15 protein-coding genes, 1 rRNA gene and 2 pseudogenes are annotated in these 21,226 nt (G+C 41.7%); 6 read left to right on the plus strand and 12 right to left on the minus strand.

Translation table 11 applies throughout. The features are described 5' to 3' along the window. Positions 1 to 65 precede the first annotated feature (65 nt). From parC to M5E07_RS15235, 5 genes are all read right to left on the minus strand, one after another. Positions 66 to 2,285: a DNA topoisomerase IV subunit A gene (gene parC / locus M5E07_RS15215; protein WP_252220503.1), complete on the minus strand. Its 2,220-nt coding sequence runs from the start codon at positions 2,283 to 2,285 to the stop codon at positions 66 to 68. A 262-nt stretch (positions 2,286 to 2,547) separates the two neighbouring features. Then, entirely contained in the window at positions 2,548 to 3,867 is a 1,320-nt protein-coding gene (niaP, locus tag M5E07_RS15220; protein ID WP_116762383.1) for a niacin transporter NiaP, read from the minus strand. Positions 3,868 to 4,081: 214 nt separating this feature from the next. Continuing rightward, complete coding sequence (locus M5E07_RS15225) at positions 4,082 to 4,726, minus strand: trimeric intracellular cation channel family protein (RefSeq protein ID WP_044738759.1); 645 nt, start codon at positions 4,724 to 4,726, stop codon at positions 4,082 to 4,084. A gap of 63 nt (positions 4,727 to 4,789) precedes the next feature. Continuing rightward, positions 4,790 to 5,257: a YchJ family protein gene (locus M5E07_RS15230; RefSeq protein ID WP_252220505.1), complete on the minus strand. Its 468-nt coding sequence runs from the start codon at positions 5,255 to 5,257 to the stop codon at positions 4,790 to 4,792. 73 nt (positions 5,258 to 5,330) lie between these two features. Further along, positions 5,331 to 6,914 (minus strand): TerC family protein, encoded by a 1,584-nt coding sequence (locus tag M5E07_RS15235; protein WP_116762379.1) that lies wholly within the window; start codon positions 6,912 to 6,914, stop codon positions 5,331 to 5,333. 329 nt (positions 6,915 to 7,243) lie between these two features. Here M5E07_RS15235 and M5E07_RS15240 point away from each other — a divergent pair, with 329 nt between their 5' ends. Further along, positions 7,244 to 7,864, plus strand: a complete 621-nt coding sequence (locus M5E07_RS15240) for an LOG family protein (protein ID WP_252223860.1) — start codon at positions 7,244 to 7,246, stop codon at positions 7,862 to 7,864. Positions 7,865 to 7,937: 73 nt separating this feature from the next. On the opposite strand, the gene M5E07_RS15245 is transcribed toward M5E07_RS15240, so the two are convergent. Further along, entirely contained in the window at positions 7,938 to 8,903 is a 966-nt protein-coding gene (locus M5E07_RS15245) for a hypothetical protein (RefSeq protein WP_252220507.1), read from the minus strand. 312 nt (positions 8,904 to 9,215) lie between these two features. Between M5E07_RS15245 and mdtD the strand changes: the two genes are divergently transcribed. The 4 genes from mdtD to M5E07_RS15265 all read left to right on the plus strand — a co-directional run bounded on the left by mdtD (position 9,216) and on the right by M5E07_RS15265 (position 13,423). Next, positions 9,216 to 10,607 (plus strand): multidrug transporter subunit MdtD, encoded by a 1,392-nt coding sequence (gene mdtD / locus M5E07_RS15250; RefSeq protein ID WP_252220509.1) that lies wholly within the window; start codon positions 9,216 to 9,218, stop codon positions 10,605 to 10,607. A gap of 76 nt (positions 10,608 to 10,683) precedes the next feature. Further along, on the plus strand, positions 10,684 to 11,454 hold the full coding sequence (locus M5E07_RS15255) for a glycoside hydrolase family 25 protein (protein WP_252220511.1): 771 nt from the start codon (positions 10,684 to 10,686) through the stop codon (positions 11,452 to 11,454). A 134-nt stretch (positions 11,455 to 11,588) separates the two neighbouring features. Then, on the plus strand, positions 11,589 to 12,644 hold the full coding sequence (dinB, locus tag M5E07_RS15260; protein ID WP_252220513.1) for a DNA polymerase IV: 1,056 nt from the start codon (positions 11,589 to 11,591) through the stop codon (positions 12,642 to 12,644). Between the two features lie 422 nt (positions 12,645 to 13,066). Then, positions 13,067 to 13,423 (plus strand): RidA family protein, encoded by a 357-nt coding sequence (locus tag M5E07_RS15265; RefSeq protein ID WP_131265384.1) that lies wholly within the window; start codon positions 13,067 to 13,069, stop codon positions 13,421 to 13,423. 40 nt (positions 13,424 to 13,463) lie between these two features. On the opposite strand, the gene M5E07_RS15270 is transcribed toward M5E07_RS15265, so the two are convergent. The 3 genes from M5E07_RS15270 to M5E07_RS15280 form a co-directional block, all read right to left on the minus strand. Beyond that, a complete protein-coding gene (locus M5E07_RS15270; RefSeq protein ID WP_252220515.1) occupies positions 13,464 to 14,009 on the minus strand; it encodes a DUF2726 domain-containing protein in 546 nt (181 codons plus the stop codon). A 326-nt stretch (positions 14,010 to 14,335) separates the two neighbouring features. Beyond that, positions 14,336 to 16,747 carry a YgiQ family radical SAM protein gene (locus M5E07_RS15275; protein ID WP_252220517.1) on the minus strand — a complete coding sequence of 804 codons (2,412 nt, stop codon included), beginning with the start codon at positions 16,745 to 16,747 and terminating at the stop codon, positions 14,336 to 14,338. Positions 16,748 to 17,016: 269 nt separating this feature from the next. Continuing rightward, on the minus strand, positions 17,017 to 18,390 hold the full coding sequence (locus tag M5E07_RS15280; RefSeq protein ID WP_252220519.1) for an aromatic acid/H+ symport family MFS transporter: 1,374 nt from the start codon (positions 18,388 to 18,390) through the stop codon (positions 17,017 to 17,019). Between the two features lie 247 nt (positions 18,391 to 18,637). On the opposite strand from M5E07_RS15280, the pseudogene M5E07_RS15285 reads away from it, so the two are divergent. Further along, a pseudogene (locus tag M5E07_RS15285) lies at positions 18,638 to 19,174 on the plus strand (NADPH-dependent FMN reductase). Positions 19,175 to 19,335: 161 nt separating this feature from the next. On the opposite strand, the gene M5E07_RS15290 reads toward M5E07_RS15285, so the two are convergent. The 3 genes and pseudogenes from M5E07_RS15290 to rrf form a co-directional block, all read right to left on the minus strand. Then, the gene (locus M5E07_RS15290; RefSeq protein ID WP_252220521.1) at positions 19,336 to 19,833 is read right to left on the minus strand and encodes a hypothetical protein; all 498 of its coding nucleotides are present in this window, start codon (positions 19,831 to 19,833) and stop codon (positions 19,336 to 19,338) included. 791 nt (positions 19,834 to 20,624) lie between these two features. Beyond that, positions 20,625 to 20,777 (minus strand): annotated as a pseudogene (locus M5E07_RS15295) (aromatic acid/H+ symport family MFS transporter); the annotation flags it as partial. A 167-nt stretch (positions 20,778 to 20,944) separates the two neighbouring features. Beyond that, positions 20,945 to 21,059 (minus strand): 5S ribosomal RNA (rrf, locus tag M5E07_RS15300). Positions 21,060 to 21,226: the final 167 nt, after the last annotated feature.

The following is a 21,226-nucleotide window of genomic DNA, read 5'->3' on the forward strand; positions in this document are numbered from 1 at the left end:
TTCCCGTGTCCATTTTCACGAACACAACCACATATATAACTTATTTCGACAAATACATGCTAGCTTTATCTCTGAACCAACAGTCTATTTGCTTTTTGATATCCACGTGGTAACAGTTGCCCTTTTGTCGCACGCTTGCCCATATATTTTTGTAAATCATCACCTTTTATTTTAAGTTGTTGTTGCCCTGCAACCACTTGAATTATTTCATCTAAATTCAAGGTTGTCATAGATATAATTTGATCTTTATCTTCAAGTTGTATCAATTTATTACCTTTACCTTTGTTCAGGATTGGTAATTCTGACAAATCGATAATCAGTAACCGCCCAGCCGAACTTAATAGAGCCAAATGGGTCGCTTGCTTTAAAGGATATAACGGTAATGGTTTGGCATCTTCAGGCACAGTCAAGAAGGCTTTACCTGCTTTGGCATTGGTATCAAGCTGTTTGGCTTGAGTCTTAAAGCCGTAACCCTTCGTGCTCATGGCTAAAATTTCTGCTTCATCTTCTTCAATCAACACTTGAAGGAAACCTACCCCACTGACAGGTGCAAGCTTGGAGCTTAAAGGTTCACCTAAACCGCGGGCAGAAGGCAAACTATTAATTGCCAGTGCATAACTGCGTCCCGTCTGATCCAAAATATAAACTTTTTGATTAGACTTGCCTTGTGCATGACTGCGGTACTGATCGCCCGCACGGAAATTCAGGTTCTCGGCATCGATATCATGACCTTTCGCACTACGAATCCAACCTGCTTCTGACAACACGACAGTCACAGGGTCAGCAGGCATCAGATCTTGCTCGCTAATGGCCGTTGCTTCGGCACGTTGTACGATTGGCGAACGACGATCATCACCAAAACGTTTCGCATCTTCTTTAAGTTCATTAATAATTAAGGTTTTTAAAGATTCTGGATTCGCCAATTGTTCACGAATAATGGCAGCTTTGGCTTCCAGTTCTTCTTGTTCACGGCGAATTTCCATTTCTTCTAATTTCGCCAAGTGACGTAATTTCAACTCTAAAATAGCTTCGGCTTGAATTTCATCAATACCAAAATGCGAGATTAATTCGGCTTTGGGCCGGTCTTCTTCGCGAATAATCCGAATCACAGTATCAAGATCTAGATACGCGATGAGTAAACCAGCCAAAATGTGCAGGCGTTTTTCAATTTTATTTAAATGGTATTGCAGGCGACGCGTGACTGTTCCTTTACGAATTTCGATCCATTCCAACAAAATACGACGAATCGATTTCACTTGTGGACGACCATCCGCACCAATCATATTCATATTGACGCGATAGCTAGACTCTAGGTCAGTGGTGGCAAATAAATGACTCATCACCGCTTCTGCATCAATGCGATTTGAACGAAGTACAATCACCAGTCGTGTTGGATTTTGATGATCCGATTCATCACGGACATCACTAACCAACGGCAATTTTTTCGCTTGCATCTGGTCGGCAATTTGTGTGATCACTTTTGATCCTGACACTTGGTAAGGCAAGTCGGTAATCACAATTTCATTTTTTTCAATGCTGTACACCGCACGCATACGGTAACTACCACGACCTGTGGTCTGAATTTTAAGTAATTCACTCGGTGGGGTAATAATTTCAGCTTTGGTGGGTAAGTCAGGCGCAGGAATATATTCTGCGACTTTCTCATCGCTTAAATTGGGGTTACGAATCAGGGCAATGGTGCCTTTAATCACTTCACGCAAATTATGCGGTGGAATGTCAGTCGCCATACCGACTGCAATACCTGTGGTGCCATTTAAGAGAATATTCGGTACGCGAGCTGGTAAGTTGACAGGTTCTTTTAATGAACCATCAAAGTTATCTTGCCAGTCGCAAGTGCCCTGTCCCAATTCTGCCAATAAAACTTCACTGTACTGCGACAACTTGGCTTCGGTATAACGCATGGCGGCAAAGGACTTAGGATCATCTGGTGAACCCCAGTTGCCCTGACCTTCGATAAACGGATAACGGTAGCTAAACGGTTGTGCCATCAACACCATGGCTTCATAACATGCCGAATCACCATGGGGATGGTATTTACCGAGCACATCACCCACTGTACGCGCAGATTTTTTCGGTTTACCACTGTGTTTCAATCCCAATTCACTCATGGCATACACAATACGGCGTTGAACAGGCTTCAAACCATCACTAATGTGAGGCAAAGCACGATCCATAATCACGTACATGGCATAATTGAGGTAAGCGCGTTCAGTAAATTCTGCGACGGAGCGGTTTTCAGTTGCGTGATGCGCAAGGTTCGTCATAACAACCTTTCATCCTAATCAAATCGTTTTTTTATCTAAGTTCTTATGCTAAGTCTCAGACTGTGACTGCACAAGGGTGTGCCATCTACTACTACGACAATTTGTGTCTTAATGGATCTCTAATGTCGTAAAATTATCCACTTTTAAATAAATGATCAACTTATAATTTTTTATTTTCACAGCAATACATTTAACACAAGTTCAACCAATAAGCCAAAATATAGAATGGCGACAATTTTGCCGCCCAAACTATCTGCCAATTCTACATGCCAATCGATTCTAAAGTTTTACCTTTGGTTTCTTCACCTAAAACCAAAATGACCAATGCCACGGCAAGCAAGACTGCGGTAAACATCATAAACACATGATTAAAACCATTGCTCTGCACCATCATCTGCGTCACCACCAACGGCGCCACGATGCCGCCCATACGCCCAATCGCAGAGGCCCAACCTGAACCAAAGGCACGAATATTGGTCGGATATTGTTCTGGCGTATAGGTATAGAGTACACCCCATGCTCCTAAATTAAAGAACGACATCAGACAGCCCCAAAACATAATGAGAGTGACGGTATTTGCCTGTCCAAAGAAGTAAGCTGAAACAGCACATAAGCCAATAAAACCGGCCAACGTCCATTTACGTCCCAGTTTCTCGACCAGCCAAGCGGCCGCGATATAGCCTGGAAGTTGTGCCAAAATCATCACCAGTACATATTCAAATGACTGCACAATGCTATAACCTTGTTTGACCAACAGGCTGGGTAACCACGTAAAAATGCCATAATAAGAATAGACAATGCCAAACCAGATTAACCACAGCATTAAAGTACGTTTTGCAAAAGGATTTGACCACAATTGTGAAAAAGATACGCTTTGCTTGGCGGCAACTGGCTTTACTTCAATCTGCTGAATGACTTCCACGCCACATTCTCGCTCCAGTTTTTGCACCAAGGCGTGGGCTTCTTCAATCCGCCCACGATTAATTAAGTACGGTACCGATTCAGGGACTTTCTTTAAAATCATGAACACATACAGCGCAGGCAAACCGCCAATTAAGAACGCGACATGCCAGCCATAACTTGGAATCACAAAATAAGACACCAAAGCAGCCACTAACCAGCCCAGTCCCCAGAAACTTTCCAGCAATACAATAAATCGTCCACGCACCTGTGCAGGAATGTATTCACTGACCAAAGTCACAGCAACAGGGAGCTGTCCGCCAAGCCCTAAACCAACAATAAAACGAAACACCAATAACCAAGTCAAATTTGGTGCAAAAGCACACAATGCCGTGGCAATACTATAAGTGACCAAAGTCACAGCAAAAACATTACGGCGTCCCCAACGGTCGGCCAATGCTCCTGAGCAGACGGCTCCTATCGCCATACCGACAAAACCAATCGACACCACCCAACCTTTTTCTGCGGGACTCATACTCCACTCGGTTGCCATCTTGGTCAGAATAAAGGAAATCAGTCCAGTATCCATGGCATCAAACATCCAGCCCAAGCCAATCACCCACAGCAAGGTATAGTGGAACTTTCCAACAGGTAAACGTTGTACACGTGAAACTAAATCCATAGCGATGACTCGAATTAAGATGAGGAAAACAACAACATTGAAAAAACTGCTTTGCAATTTTCATGTTGTTGCAGAAGAAAAAATACCGCGCAGTCTATTTTAATAAATTCTGTTGAGAGATGGGGAAATGAAATTTATTTTATATTTTAAGTATATGCCCAAATTTGGCTTTGGGCACCGTCATTTTAAATTTTGGCAAAATTGCAATCGTTGATTAATGCGTATCGGTTGAAGAGGCAGAATCGGCATCATCATCTTTATAAATAAATTTCGGCATTTCCAGACCAAAATAAATCGCAATCAGACGTAACGAAAATCCAAAAATCAGGGTTGAAATCACCGTCAACTCTAAGGATAGTCCAATTTCCAGACAGACCCAATAACAAATCACTGCGACAAATGAAATACTGGCATAGAGCTCACGACGGAATACTAATGGGACATCGTTACACAAAATGTCACGCAAAATCCCGCCTGATACCCCCGTCATAATGCCTGCCACTGCGGAAACCACAAAACCATGTCCCATCGACAAGGCAATTTGGCAACCAATAATGGTAAAGCCTATCAGACCTAACGCATCTAATACCAAGAAAATATTGTGCAAATGGCGCATCCACTTGGCAATCAAAATGGTAAACAACGCGGCACAACACGTCAGGACCAAATATTCAGGATGCTTGACCCAAGTCAAAGGATAATGTCCGAGCAATACATCACGGACCGACCCCCCACCTAAAGCAGTCACACAGGCAATCAGAATTACCCCAAACCAATCCATACTACGTCGACCTGCAGACAGTGCTCCAGTCATGGCCTCAGCCGTAATCGCAATAATATAAATTATGGTCAGTAACATCGCCCTGCTCTTCCGTTGAAGGGTTAAGATGCGGGCTATTCTAAGCCAAATCTAAACTGAACGTTATAAAAATTGTGCACAACATTGCTTAAATTTTTTACCCGAACCACAAATACACAGTTGCTTCATGGTCAGCACTTGTTCCGTGGTCGGATCAAGGAAATACCAGTGCCCTGCCTGTTTCACAAAATGTGAAACTTCATGATGCGTTTGAGCCTGTTGCCCATCATGATAATGCGCTTTGAATTCCACTTGGGCATGGCTCTTGTCCAGTTTTTCCTGCGCTTGTACCACGTCTAAACCTAACCATTGGTTAGATTCACTCCACGCTTTAATCGCTGGGACATCTAAAGCCTGCTGCTGCCCCAATGCCGTCGTCTGCACAATATAATCAATCTGCTGTTTGGCAAATGCACTATAACGCGAACGCATCAACTGTTCCGCGCTGAGCGCAGTGCGTTGCCCTAAATGCAAAGGCTGACAACACTCGGCATATAATCCTAAGCCGCAAGGGCATTGTTCTTCTGACATATACTTTCCCAATAAAATAGCCCGAACATTGCGGGCTATTTTAACTGAAGTTTAAACGCGGATTTCTACAGCGTTAATCATCTTTTTCCACGATGTGTTTTGGAATCACATGGACTTTCTCAATTTTATGACCATCCATCGTCACCACTTCAAAAATAACGCCATCAGCTTCAATACTGGAACCATTTTCAGGCAAGCGACCTAAATGGAACAGTAAATAACCCGATAAAGTTGAATACTGTTCTGAGTCATCCACCAAATTTTTGCCCAATAACAAAGAAACATGGCGAATATCAGTCGAGCCTTCCAACATCAAACTGCCATCTTCTAGGCTTTCTGCTGCGGTTTCCAATTCATCTTCATCAGGGAATTCACCTGCAATCGCTTCGAGGACATCAATCGGTGTGGCAATCCCTTCAATCGAACCATATTCATTCAACACAATCGCTAACTGTAACGGGGCTTGACGCAATTGCTCCATCACCATCAGCACTTGTGCGTTTTCATGCACGATCACAGGGTCACGTAAATGCTTCTCGAAATTCAATACCCCAGTTTCGATATATTCATTCATGACTTTATGGGTCAGGACTACACCCGCAATATTGTCCAATTCGCCATGTGCCACAATCAAACGAGAATGGGTCATGCTCAGCAATTGTTGTTTGATCGCGGCTTCATCTTCATCCAAATCTAGCCATTCCAACTCAGGACGTGGGGTCATGACCGATTTGACTGGACGTTCGGAAAGCCCCAATACACCTTGCACCATGACACTGTGATACACCCCATTTTCCTGAGCAAAGACTTCATCAGCAAAAGCGCGGGTTGCCAAGACATCTTCATTTTGATGTTCTGGCGCATCACTGGCATTTCTCCCCCCCAACATACGTAGTACCGCTGAAGCTGTGCGATAACGCAAATCGTTGGTGGTGACCATTTTTTCCTGATTCTTCTTCACTGTTTGGTTCAGGAACTCGATCATGACCGAGAAACCAATCGCGGCATACAGATAACCCTTCGGAATATGGTAGCCAAAACCTTCGACCACCAAAGAGAAACCAATCATCATCAAGAAACACAGACACAGAATCACTACGGTCGGATGCTTATTCACAAAATCCATGAGTGGCTTAGATGCCCACAACATAATGCCCACAGCAATAATGACCGCAATCATCATCACAGACAGATGTTTCACCATGCCCACAGCGGTAATCACGCTGTCTAAGGAGAACACTGCATCTAAAATCACAATTTGGACAATCACCATCCAGAAAGTCGCATGTACAGGATTTTCTTCCTTTAAGGCAAGCTTTCCTTCAATCCGCTCACGTAATTCCATGGTGCCTTTAAACAGCAAGAAGACCCCACCCAGCAGCAAGATTAAGTCTCGCCCAGAAAAAGGATGTTCGAAAATATGGAATAACGGATTGGTTAAAGTCACCACCCATGCAATGGACGCCAATAGAATCAAACGCATGCCTAAAGCTAAAATCAGCCCGAGAATACGTGCTGTATTGCGTTGTTCTGGTGGCAATTTTTCTGCCAAAATTGCAATAAAAACGAGGTTATCAATCCCCAATACAATTTCAAGCACCACTAAGGTGGCTAAACCTACCCATGCAGAAGGATCAGACATCCACTCAAAAATCATTGAATGCTCTCCTTCATCAGGATTTCAGGATGAATAGGATGAGGTTTAAGTGCAGATTGGCTCTGCATCTTCTCTCTTATTGTGGCAAAAATGTGTGTTCGTCTAATGCGGCAACAACCACGACTCATGTTGATTCATTTGTTGTAAAACAGAAGCTCAGTATAGGCAAGATCAATACGAAATTCATCTTTTTTTAGACAGTGCATATTTAGCATCACCAAGCAACAACATAAAGACAGCAATGACAACGATACGCAACATCGCCTTGTCATATTTCTTACATAAGCTAGAGCAGCCAACAAGAAAGTGATAAGGTAAAACAGAGAATGATGAATAGCGTATTAAAAATGAATATAGAACATGAAAAAGTAACAACGAAAACTTCTCAAGCCCTCATCGCACTCTACTGTGGTTCACGTTCTGGTAATCATCCCATTTATAAAGAAAAGGCAATTGCACTGGCAAGTGCCATTGCGGAACAAGGCTTCGGTCTAGTGTATGGTGGTGCCAGTATTGGGTTAATGGGTCAAGTCGCCGATACCGTGATTGGACATGGCGGTAATACCGTAGGCGTGATCCCTGAATTTATGTTGGATTATGAAATTGCACATAACCGACTGACGGAATTACATGTGGTCAAAACCATGCATGAACGTAAAGCTATGATGGCAGAGCGTGCCAGCGCCTTTGTTGCCTTGCCTGGTGGTTTAGGCACATTTGAAGAAATTTTAGAAATTGCCACTTGGGGACAACTCAATCAGCATCAAAAACCCATGATACTGTATAACGTCAACGGCTTTTATGATGCCTTGATTGCGCAACTGGATCATGCTGTACAAGAAGGTTTTCTACCGCCTCAACATCGCGCCAAACTCATTGTATGTAATCATGCAGATCAAATTTTAAATGCCTTAAAGAACTTACAAGCTCCTACGCGTTTCGTTATTTAATTGATTTTACCCACAAAAAAGCGAGCCGTTCATGCTCGCTTTTTTCTGACTTGACCCAATGTTTAGCGGAAATTCAACCTGAAATGTGTTGATATAACCAAGGGAAACCTGTTGCCAGCAGTACACTGATAGCCAAACCAAACATTAGTTTCATGGCATCTTTACTGACATTCCGTGAAGTCCGATATTTATTCACTTCAGCCAAATGCATGGACAGCGCAAACTCACGCCCTGCCAGTAAGCCCAAGAACACCCATGTGGTACTCATTGGAATATTGCTCCATTCTTTAAACACCAACAAAATAATGGCATACATAAAGTCGATAATCGTGGCTGAGCGAATATCCGCAACCCCAGTTTTGGTATCGATGATATTTTGAATTGTTCCACCACGGCGGTAAAAAATCCAACCGAGCAATACCACAAACACCAAAATGCCAAATATTAAGAATTCAAACGGGACTTGGCGTGGGACATAGACAAAAATATTGGCTAAATCCTGAATGAGCCACTGACTCCACAAAAATGCCGTCGACACCCATTGCAAGCCAATCCAAATATGTGAAGGTTCCTTGTGACGGGTTTTACTCAAATAAATGCTAATGCCTTTCATCACAAAGCGATAAACCAAAATCGCGACTACAAAGGCAACGGCATAACCCATCATTGATTTGGTCAGCATAGCGCTTAAACTGCTCGGAGAAAAAATCGTGAGCACTAAAAAGGTGGTACTGACTGGAATCCCATATTTGGTCAAAATAATCAATAAAATTGGGGGAACAATATACAGCCAAGTAATGCCTGTCTCTGGGAAAGGAATGGTTTCTAAACGCCCATAAGAGGCGTCTCCCGTCCCTGAAGCAAACCAGCCATACAACAACACCACAACCAGAATACTGCTGGTATACAACCAAAGTACCCACCAAGGTCGGTGAGCATTCGAGGAAATAAAGGTCCCTAAAGTTTGTGGCACATCATTTCCGACAATTGAGTAGGCTGCTAAACAGAAACCTACAATCATCAAAATTTCAATTGTCATAACACCTAAGCCTTTATCAGAAAAATCTACCCTTATGGGGTGGCGCTTAAATTATGACATTTTTATTTCATTTTAATGACATTGATGTGACAGATGGCACACGCCTCTGAATGAATGAGAGCTTTCTCATTGAATTTAATTAGATTGTTTCCTCATCTTCAGGTAATCAATTTTTTAGATGATCTAAACCGATTGTTATCTCCCTGAGTACATCCGTTTGATTGCTAATTTATGTGATTTATTAAGCACTGATTCTCTATGCTTTGCTATGATGACTTTTAACAGCGTCTTGATCAATTCCATTTCTAATCTATGAGCCAAGCCATTTCACATCGCGCCCTACAACCTGAATACCGACTCTTGGTTTTACTGGTGTCGATTGGCTTTTTTATGCAGGCTTTAGATACCACGATTGTCAACACTGCTATTCCCGCCATGGCTATACATTTACACGAAGACCCCCTGAATATGCACAGTGTGGTGGTGGCGTATGTCTTGGCTGTCGCTGTATGTATTCCTTTGAGTGGTTGGCTCGCCGATCGTTTTGGGGTACGCAATACCTATCTAGCGGCCATTGTCATTTTTACGCTGGCTTCACTGGGTTGTGGTCTATCACAGAGCCTGAATCAACTGCTGGTATTTCGTATTATTCAAGGCATCGGGGGTGCATTGCTGTTGCCTGTCGGTCGCTTAGCCATGCTCAAATTGATTCCACGAGATCAATTTTTATCGGCCATGAGTTTAATGAGTCTGGCGGGGTTGATTGGCCCCTTAATTGGACCAACTTTAGGCGGATGGTTGGTTGAAGTTGCCACCTGGCACTGGATTTTTCTGATTAATTTACCCATGGGTGTTTTAGGCATTTTAGTGACCTTAAAAGCCTTACCAAACGCCACTGAACCCAGCGTACAAGCCTTCGATTTTAGTGGTTTTCTGTGGTTAGTCATCGCCATGGTCGGGCTGTCTTTAGGCATTGAAAGCTTTGCCAGTACAGCTCATAGTCATTGGCAAGGACTCGCTTTGATTGGACTGGGATTATTCAGCTCAGCCATCTATGCCTATCATGCCCACACCCATCAAAATGCCCTGTTTCGTAGCCGATTATTTAAAAACAACATCTATGCCATTGGTATTTTAGGTAATTTCTTTGCGCGACTGGGTGGTAATGCCTTTCCCTTTTTACTGCCCTTAATGCTGCAAGTGGCTTTCCATTTCGAGCCCTTCATCACTGGATTGATGATGATTCCTTTGGTCTTAGGTTCATTGGTTTCCAAGCCGATTGTGCGCCCTGTGATTCAAAAATTTGGCTATCGCAACGTACTGGTGGTCAATACCATACTCGTGGGGAGTGCCCTCGCCAGTTTTGCCTTGACCACGGTGGATACACCACTCTGGCTAAGAACACTACACTTTTTCATTTGTGGTATGTTGAACTCAACCCAATTTGTCGCCATGAATACCTTTACGTTGAAAGACCTGTCTCAGCAAAATGCCAGTAGCGGGAACAGTTTCCTGTCCATGATTATGATGCTCTCTATGAGTATTGGGGTCGCACTCGCAGGCACATTAATTAACCTCTTTACCGCACATTATGGGGTTGCGCAAGTCACGACGGCTTTTCAAATGACCTTTATCTGTCTGGGTGCCATCAATATCATCACTGCTGCAATTTTCTGGAAAATTCCCAAAAACAGCAGCATATAGTACTTTTGCAAAACGCACATGGAGTCAATTTTATGCTCGGGTTATCATAGCGCTACTTGATGAGATTAAAACACGCATGACCAAGTCAACACACATAATAAAATCCAGTTCCTTTATTGCTTCCTGCATTGGCATAGGGACAGTTTGTCTTGCAGTGATACTCTATGTTTTTATTTTTCATCAAAATCCTGCTGCCGCACAAGAGTTTCCAGTGCAGGGTTTCGATGTCTCCCATCATCAAGGCGAAATTAACTGGAAACAGGTTCCGCATAAAAAATTCCAGTTTATCTATTTAAAAGCCACCGAAGGGGGCGATTTTAAAGACCGTAAGTTTCAGGACAATTGGCTAAAAGCCCGTGAACATGGCTTTTTGGTTGGGGCTTATCATTTTTATCGTCTCTGCCGTGATGGCAAAATTCAGGCGCAGAATTTTATTGAAACCGTACCCAATAAACCTGATGCCCTACCACCTGTGATTGATTTGGAATATGACAGCAACTGTATTAATACCTATACCAGAGAACAATTACTGACTGAAATTCAAATTATGCATGATCAGCTACAACAGCATTATGGCAAACAACCGATTTTTTATATTTCAAAAACTTTCTATAACATAGTTTTAGCAGGTGAATTCAAAAATACACCGCTTTGGGTGCGTGAATATCAAGGACAACCTGAACTTAAAGGCAATCCCCAATGGACCTTTTGGCAACATACCAATCAAGGCACAATTCAGGGCATCAGCAAACCAGTCGATATGAACGTCTTTCATGGTTCAGTGTATGACTGGAGTATCTTTTTACAAAAGAACGGGATTCAACCGCTTACCCCCACCACACCTTAAAGACTTTTTTCCAACCCCATTCACGGATTAGCGCTATTCGCCGTCATGGTCTGTCGCACTAATTGCTGGAGTGCTACACAGCTTTGTTGGAGCATGCCATACTCTTGAACAGTGGTGCGTTAGTTTTGGGTGATATGAGAAAAATCATACATATTGATATGGATGCGTTTTTTGCATCGGTAGAATTACGTGATCGTCCCGATCTGCAACATTTGCCTGTGGTGATTTCCTCGCATCATCCGCGTGCAGTTATTGCCGCAGCCTCTTATCCCGCACGGAAATTTGGGCTACGTTCCGCCATGTCCATGACCCAAGCGAGAAAACTCTGCCCGCAGGTTGTGGTGATTGAACCCAACTTTAATCAATATCGTGAAGTTTCCGTACAAATTCACCAAATTTTCCAATGCTATACCCCACTGATTGAACCGCTATCTCTAGACGAAGCTTATCTGGACGTTACCGAAAATTTATATGGTTTAGCCAGTGCAACTGAAGTGGCACAACGTATCCGTGCTGAAATTTTCCAAAAGACTGGTTTAACTGCTTCTGCTGGAGTCGCACCGAATAAATTTCTGGCAAAAGTTGCTTCGGATTGGAATAAACCCGATGGTCTCTGTGTCATTAAACCCAGCCAAGTACAAAATTTTATTCAGCATTTGCCCCTCAAAAAAATTCCAGGCGTCGGTAAAGTCACCCAAGAAAAATTGAGACAACTGCATTTGGAAACCTTGGGCGATTTACAGAAAATTGAGGAAAGTACCCTGATTCATCACTTTGGAAAGTATGGTCACCAATTATTTTTATATGCACAAGGTATCGATGAACGTCCTGTACAGGTGGAGCGTGAACGGCAGCAAATTTCCAAAGAAACCACATTTGATGATGATTTTACCTTACAACAATGCCAACCCTATTGGGCAAAACTCACAATGCAGGTCTGGGAAAGTTTAAATAAAAAACAGCTTATGGCACGCGGCGTAACCGTCAAACTGAAGTTAAAGAACTTTCAGGTGCTTCAACACAGTAAAAGTTTTAAAACGCCTTTAAATAATCTTGCAGAACTGACCCAAGTGTTAGACCTGTTACTCAGTGAAATGTATATTCCTGCCGAATATCAATTCCGTCTGATCGGTGTGGGTGTCTACCAATTAAATCCTACCGATGATCTGCCTCAACTAAGTCTCTGGTAAGCCCACTTTTGTGTCTTTTTTAAACAAAAGAATAAAAATACAACAATTTGCCCTACACTTTTTTTATTTTTAGGTTAACCTATTTCACGCGGTACATTATCCATGTAAACGCTGAAATGCTAAAAATCACCTTTACTTTTAGCATGTTGTCCTGTGGTGAACGCGACGATCCAATCCGAGTATTACAGGGCAATTCTGAACATGTTGCATGGGTTCTGTTGCTCTTCTGATTCAAACCATAAAAAATTCAAACTGTATCAACCTTATTCTTTCTATTGTTATTCATATTTCCAAACCGTATTTTCCAATGACTCCGCAAAGAAATTGCCCCCTTCTCTTGCTGTACGGATCATACAAAACACCATTTGCAGATCACACCTGATCACGTAAACTGACCGTTCTCTTTACATCATGGAAATCACATGACGGTTCAACGTTTACATGTCGAAAAGCGTTTTTCTGAAATAGCCATTTCAGGTAACTTGGTTCATCTTGCAGGTCAACTTGCAGCAGATACCAGTCTCGATATTAAAGGACAAACCCAACAGACCTTAGACATTATTGATCGTTTTCTTGCCGATGCAGGCACAGATAAGCGCCATATTTTGTCGGTCATGATTTTTTTGAAAGATATTGAAAATGATTATGCAGGCATGAATGAAGTTTGGGATGCATGGTGCGCAGATATGCAAGCACTGCCTCGTACCTGTGTTGAAGCAAAAATGTACACACCAGATGTATTGGTTGAAATGACCGTGACTGCCGTCCGTCCAGAGTAAACTGAGCTAGAATCAGCTTGAATATGCCTTCAGGCTGATTTTAACCCCATAGTTTCAACTTACGTTTTTCATGATTGTGATAAAAATTATACTTTTTCAAAGATGTATCCAACTCTTGAGTATCCGGTTCTTGCCACTCTTTGCGAAGTTCCCCTAAAAAGTCTCGTCTAATTTGCTGATAACTGGGCACTTCGTCATAACGAATCACACGATAACCTGCCATCGCCAATAGTGCATCTTTATACTGTGTTTGCTGAAAGCGCTTTAACGCATTCGGATCATCCAAACCAATAATCGCCACAATCTGATGGGATGCATCGAGCACCACAAAATCAGCCAATAAATTACGATACTTATTTCGAGTACGGCTATACTTTGTCGTCATTAAGGCATCATAAGAAACATGCGCCAAAATGGTGTAGCTTGGGAGAATTTCCTTTAAACGTGCAAAGGTCAACTGCTGATTCAAACTAAAAACTGCACGCCGCTTAAGCACACTATCCTGTTGTTTTGATTGATTATTAAAGCTTTTAAAAATCATGCAACTAAACAACAATAGGAGTCCAATCAGTAAATACATACTCATACATTTATTCCTTTTAATCTATTTTTATAATCCTGCGGCTTTATAGCGATTTTTTATGCCGAAAAATCGATTATAGCGCCTCTATTTTTATTCAAGCGTTCAAGTTAAAAAAACTACATTCATCTTGACGAAATTATTATAAAAACTGACCACACATTACTTGACGTGAGCCAATTAACTCGTGTTTTTTTTATACACACATAAATTGAATAAAATCACTTTAGCCTAATCCTCAAGCAAGATGCAATTCATCTTAAGTCTTGAACAAGAGAATTCCGACGAACTGAAGCCTAAAAAAAGACGCCGAAGCGTCTTTTTTATCCATCTTAAGCACGTGCTTTCGGATTTTTTCTTTTCTTTGATGCCGTTGCATTAAAAGGACGTTTCTCACCCGTTTCGCGTGGTGGTAAACCTGTATGTTGCGTCAAAATCTGACCACGTTCAGGACGCTTCTTGGTGTTCGATGGGCGTGATTGATTTTCCGCTTGTTGATTACGGCTCTCACCATTACGCTTTTGCGAATCACCATCTACGGTCGAGTTTTTCTTACGTGCAGACTGATACTGACCTTCGGTCCCTTGCGGTTGATAGGTTGGAATCAAATGTTGCTTAGAGTTACCAATCAAGTCTTGGCGACCCATCTCTTTTAAAGCATCACGAAGCAGTGGCCAGTTGTTTGGATCATGATAACGCAAGAATGCTTTATGCAGACGACGACGCTTTTCACCTTTCACAATATCAACGTTTTCTGTATATCGTGCCACTTTGGCTAATGGGTTTTTACCTGTGTGATACATGGTCGTTGCAGTAGCCATTGGGGATGGATAGAAGGTCTGTACCTGATCGGCACGGAAACCATTCTTTTTCAACCAAATTGCCAAGTTCATCATGTCATATTCGGTTGTACCCGGATGCGCAGCAATAAAGTATGGAATGAGATACTGCTCTTTACCCGCTTCCTTACTGAAACGATCAAACATTTGTTTGAAACGGTCATAGGTTCCGATGCCCGGTTTCATCATCTTAGACAATGGACCTTTTTCGGTATGTTCAGGTGCAATCTTTAAGTAACCACCAACGTGATGTGTCACTAACTCTTTGACGTATTCAGGATTCAGTACCGCTAAGTCATAACGCAAACCTGAACCAATCAGAATCTTTTTGATGCCTTTAATGGCACGTGCTTTACGATATAACTGCGTTAACGGTGCATGATCGGTGTGTAGGTTTTGACATACGCCTGGATAAACACACGATGGTTTACGACAGTTCTTTTCAATTTCAGGGTCTTTACAGTGCAAACGGTACATGTTTGCTGTTGGTCCACCCAAGTCTGAAATAATGCCGGTAAAGCCCGGAGCTGTATCACGAATTTTTTCAACTTCGCGTAAAATTGATTCTTCTGAACGGTTTTGAATAATACGCCCTTCGTGTTCCGTAATAGAACAGAAGGTACAACCGCCAAAACAACCACGCATGATGTTCACAGAGAACTTAATCATGTCAAATGCAGGGAAACGTGCCTCGCCATACACCGGATGTGGTAAACGTGCATACGGTAAATCAAACACATAGTCCATTTCTTCCGTCGTTAACGGAATCGGTGGTGCATTTAACCAAACATCACGCTCGCCATGCTTTTGTACCAAAGCACGTGCATTTCCCGGATTGGTTTCCAAGTGCAAAATACGGTTGGCATGTGCATATAAAACAGGATCGTCCGCCACCTCTTCAAATGCAGGTAAACGAATCACCGCCAACTCACGCGGTGGTAATTTGTGCTTAATCGCTTTGGATGGTGCTGCTTTTAACTGGACAATTTGCGTGTCTGCATCCAGTTGATCGCCTTCACGAATAATCGGGTTGGCAACCAGTTCTTTTTGGAAGTTTTGGTATTGGGTTAAAGAATTACCCTTATCTTTTTCAATTTCACAACCATCTAAATCTTCAGTCATGACATAAGGATTGATGATCGGATCAACACGACCAATGGCATCCACATCGTTCGATGCAATTTCGACAAATTTGGCTTTAGATGCGCGATTATGCTTATTAATAATAAATGCAGTGCCACGAACATCGGTAATTTCGTGGATTTTTTCACCTTTGGCTAAACGATGCATCACTTCAGTGATTGAACGCTCACCATTACCATACATCAATAAATCCGCTTTGGAATCCATTAACACTGAACGACGGACTTTGTCTGACCAATAATCATAATGGGCAATACGACGTAAAGAGGCTTCAATGCCACCTAACAATACTGGCACATCTGGGAAAGCCTCACGTACACGTTGGCAATACACCGTCGCTGCACGATCTGGACGCTTATTCGGCACATTGTCTGGTGAATACGCATCATCCGAACGAATCTTACGATCTGCCGTATAACGGTTGATCATCGAATCCATATTCCCTGCGGTCACACCCCAAGCGATATTCGGTTTACCCAAAACGCGAAACGCTTCAGCATTGGTCCAATCAGGTTGTGCAATAATGCCTACACGGAAACCTTGCGCTTCTAAAGTACGACCAATAATGCCCGAACAAAATGAGGGATGATCAATATAAGCATCGCCACACACCAAAATAAAGTCGCAGCTATCCCAACCGAGTTGATCCATTTCCTCACGCGACATCGGCAAAAATGGCGCAGGTTCAAAACATGACGCCCAATATTTGTCGTAATCAAACAACGCTTTTGGCGCAGTCTGCATAGTATAAGCAGTAGACATGGCTAGCAATTCTCGGCTGGCAAATGGAAGATCCAAAATAGATCAAAGATGAAAGCCGACCATTTTACCATGAATTACATTCATCTTGCTTGATTAAAATATATACAAAAACAAGCATCTAAAAATTTATGTTTATTGTGTAATCAAAATCATGCAGATTAAACATCTACATGTGGATACGACCGCCTGAGATCATGAAAACACCCCCTTTCTATCGCCTTGGCTTCGATCAGGTGGTGTTTCAAATCAGCTTTTCCACGCAGCTTAGGTCATGAGCTTGTGATTGAACGCTTTGCTGTCTCTAAGTTTGGCTGTTCTTGTTGTGTACTACCATCTACAGAAGCTTTTAGATTCACCATAAATACCGCTAAGGCAGCAATAATGCCAGGAATTGCAATTACCATAAAGTTCATTTGATGCGGTAACTGCAAGGTCAATAATGCACCTGTCAAAATAGGTCCCACAATTGCCCCAATCCGCCCAATTCCTGATGCCCAGCCCATACCTGTAGAACGTACTGCGGTTGGGTAGAACTGTGCCACGAAGGTGTAGAGTAAAATTTGTGAACCAATGGTTGCTGCACCTGCCAGTGCAATCAGCGTATACAACACCGCCTGTGGGCTATTAAAACCAAGTAAAATCAAAGCTAAAGCACCTACAGTAAACATAGTACTCAGTACAGGTTTAAGATGAAAACGATCTGCCAAAGCTCCGCCTCCAATTGCACCGACCATGCCACCAATATTCAAGGCAAACAGGAACAGCATGCTGGCACCGAGTGAGTAGCCTGCTTGAATCATCAATTTTGGCAACCAACTACCTAGTGCATAAACCATCAGTAAGCACATGAAAAAGGCAACCCAGAACATCAGGGTACTGAACATGCGACCTTGCTGGAACAAGGCATGTAAGGGTGCTTCATCACCTGCGATAACATCATTTAATACAAATCGTGTTTCTGCATGTATATTTTGCTCAGGACTAATTTTTTGCACAATCTGCGCCACCTGCGCTGTTTCACCTTTTTGGGTTAAGAACATTAACGATTCGGGTAAAAACTTCCAAATGATGGGTAAAGCCACGAACGGAATCCCTGCAATAAAGAACATGATTTTCCAGCCGTAATCTGTCACCAACCATGCCCCCAATAAAGCTGAAGCCATACCACCAATGGCATAACCACTAAACATGACAGCAACCAAAGTACTACGAATACGTTTCGGTGCATATTCGGTCATCAAGGCAACCACATTCGGCATGACTCCCCCTATACCCAACCCAGCAAGAAATCTTAAAATGCCAAATTCAACAGGTGAGGAAGCAAAAGCACCTAAAAAAGTAAAACCACTAAAAATGGCCACACAGATCATAATGGTTTTTTTACGACCTAATTTATCGGACAAGGTACCAAAACTCATGGCACCAAACATCATTCCAAACAATGCCGTACTGGCGAGTAAACCGGCTTGTACCGCACTCAGCCCCCACTCTTGCATCAATAAAGGTAAGGCAACGCCATAAATGACTAAATCATAACCATCAAAAATAATAATCAGTAAACACCAAATCAAAACACTCCAATGAAAAGGCGTAAATTTGGCTTCATCGACCACCGTATTGATATTTAAAGTTTGTGTGCTCACGCTTCACCTCCAACTTGTGAAATCATCCCAAAATAGATTTACACAATGCGGTAAAGCTGCTTTATTGTCCAAAACCGATTGCATATATAGATATGCCACAAAGGTATGCAATTACTTTATTATTCATGTTTTTATCATCTTTAAGATATAACTATTTAAACCGTACACAAGGTCTTAACAAAGTTTGACAGGGAAAGTCATGCCATAAATGATTAATTTAAATACAAGAATAAAAAATGGAACCCTCATGCTTATATATCTTATTGTTGGTAGTATCCGAGAAGGCCGCACAGCCATTAAAGTCGCCCACTGAATCATAGATTGTATTTCTGATTTTGCCCTGCATGACATTAATATCGAACTCATTGATTTAAAACATTGGGGCTTACCTTTGTTTTCAGGTTCGCATCCTCCTGCCACGGGTATTTATGATCAACTTAAACAACAATCGGCAGATAAAACGGCCTTAGCCGATGCCTTTATTTTTATTAGCCCTGAGTATCATCATGGCTATAGCCCCGCCCTTAAGAATGCCTTGGATTATCTCGGTAAAGAGTGGCAGGATAAACTCACCGCTTTTATCAGTTATAGATCGACCAATGGCTCTCGCTCTATCAGTCAAATTCGTCAAGTGACATCAAGTTTAGGCAGGGTTGATCCGCATGCAGTGTTAGAAATTCGGGATATTTTTAAACGCAATAAAGAAGAAACATGTGCAGCCAATGAATTTGAAATCGATGGTTTGAAGTTCATCATGAATAAACTCATCAAATATCAATCATGAAGCCCAGCATGATCATCTGTACTCAATGGTATTTTTCATATCCAAGAAACCCTGCACCCCACAGGATTTCTTGGCGACTACACCACCGAGTTCACACACTTCTAAAATGTTAAAAAGATTATAAAAAGTGGATGAGGCAGAGCGCGATTTTGTCGAAACGCTTACATAATTTTTTCAGATTCAATCACCGCAGCCGATCGTTCGAATGCTTTAGTTACGATCTCACCGATCATGCTCTCTTCTAATTGAGCTGTGGCTAACCTTGCGGCAAATCCCAGATGAAAATCTAACAACCAGTCTGACGGAGGTTCTGGAAGGGGTTGTCTTGGGAAGTCACTCTGAGGGGTTAACCATGGTATGTTTTTGGGCCACTTTGGATAGGTTGGACACCAATCATCCAGATCATCCAAAATAAAACTGGCATCCAATCCAAAACGGTTTGCAAACCAAACCATCTGTATAAATTCAGAGGCCACTAGTGCACCTAATTCAGAAGGTGGTAGTGGTTGCGGATTCACTGCAACTGGAGAATATTTACCGCTTATCCAAGGTTCAGCAGACGGACAAGCAAAACGCGGTATAACAATGTCATAAATGGTTGGGTTTCGCTGTGCAATTATCGCGAGTAATCTTGAATTCAGTGTTAATGTTGTGCCCATGCGAATAGCCTCACCTGACTGATTTCAAATACTAAAATCCTTAAAGACAGTTCATATCGTCTCATAACCAACTCCTTAAGTTGATGTTCAAGAGGTCATGTTGTCATAACCTCTTTGACAATAATGTGGTGCAATAACAATGCTCTCCTTATTCGAAATTTTTTCATTCTGGAATGATATAACGCTTTAGTTTAAATCGTTCTAGACCTCCTTGCTCTCTTTCGTATTATCATCGAATCTTAGATTTTTAATGCGATGATCTTCCCAAGTGATGTCCTCCTCCCCAGATTAAAAAACAATGACTTATCCTAAATCTGAGTAAAATTGCTAAACACGATAGATCTTTGCAAATTCATGCGTTCCTTATATTTATGTTGAAGAATTTTCCGGTTTAATAACTTTATTGTGCACTGAAAGATTCAGGGCTTTTCCATACATCAAATTCAACTATTTCATTTCAGTATTTTTTAAATTGTTTACCTTTTAATCAAGATGAAATTACTATAGAACGCAGGAATACTGGAGTCAAAGTCAGACCATGACTAGGTTTTGGATATATCTGTGATCTATCTCTATCAACACAGATGAAGCATGCTGTATGCCCCTATAATTGACGGTATTATTTTAAATTTGTTTACATTTTAAACAATTTTTTTTAAAAGCTTAATGCTTATAAAAACCAAATAGCCTATTAAAAAAACACCCCTAACTGAATGGTTAGGAGTGTCTCAAAAATAGGCTGAACACCTAGATAAGCCTATTCATACTCAAGATAACTCTAGATTTAAAAATTAAGCATTAGCTACCACTGGATCATTTGCGCTAATTTTTTCTGACTCATCTTCATTCATAATTAAAGCTACAGCAATTGCAGTAATAAGTACTGGTAGCCCCACAGCAATAAAGTTAAAATATGCAGGCAAGCTCATACCCATAAATTCACCTCATATCATGTATTCAATCTACATTAACTGTTATTTAGCATCTTCTAAAGTTAGCCTCAAATGACTAATCATTATTTTTAATCACATTTTTGGATATTTTTTCAAAAGAAACATTTTCCCAATAAAAAACACCCCCTAACGTTGGTTAGGGGGTGTTTGAATAAATGAGCTGGCGATGACTTACTCTCACATGGGTAACCCCACACTACCATCAGCGCTAAGAGGTTTCACTTCTGAGTTCGGGAAGGGATCAGGTGGTTCACTCTTGCTATTGTCGCCAGCACAACTGTTTATGACTATTCGTTATGGTCTTATTTACACAGCGTGTATGCCTAACTTTCGTCAAATGAGTTATTAACAGGTATATTTGAGTTGGATATTGTATCTAGCTTTATAACTAAATCAAGTTATTTGCAGTGATTTGAACCACAACACCAACTGTTTGGGTG

It is taken from the genome of Acinetobacter tibetensis, from assembly GCF_023824315.1.
Classification (GTDB): domain Bacteria; phylum Pseudomonadota; class Gammaproteobacteria; order Pseudomonadales; family Moraxellaceae; genus Acinetobacter; species Acinetobacter tibetensis.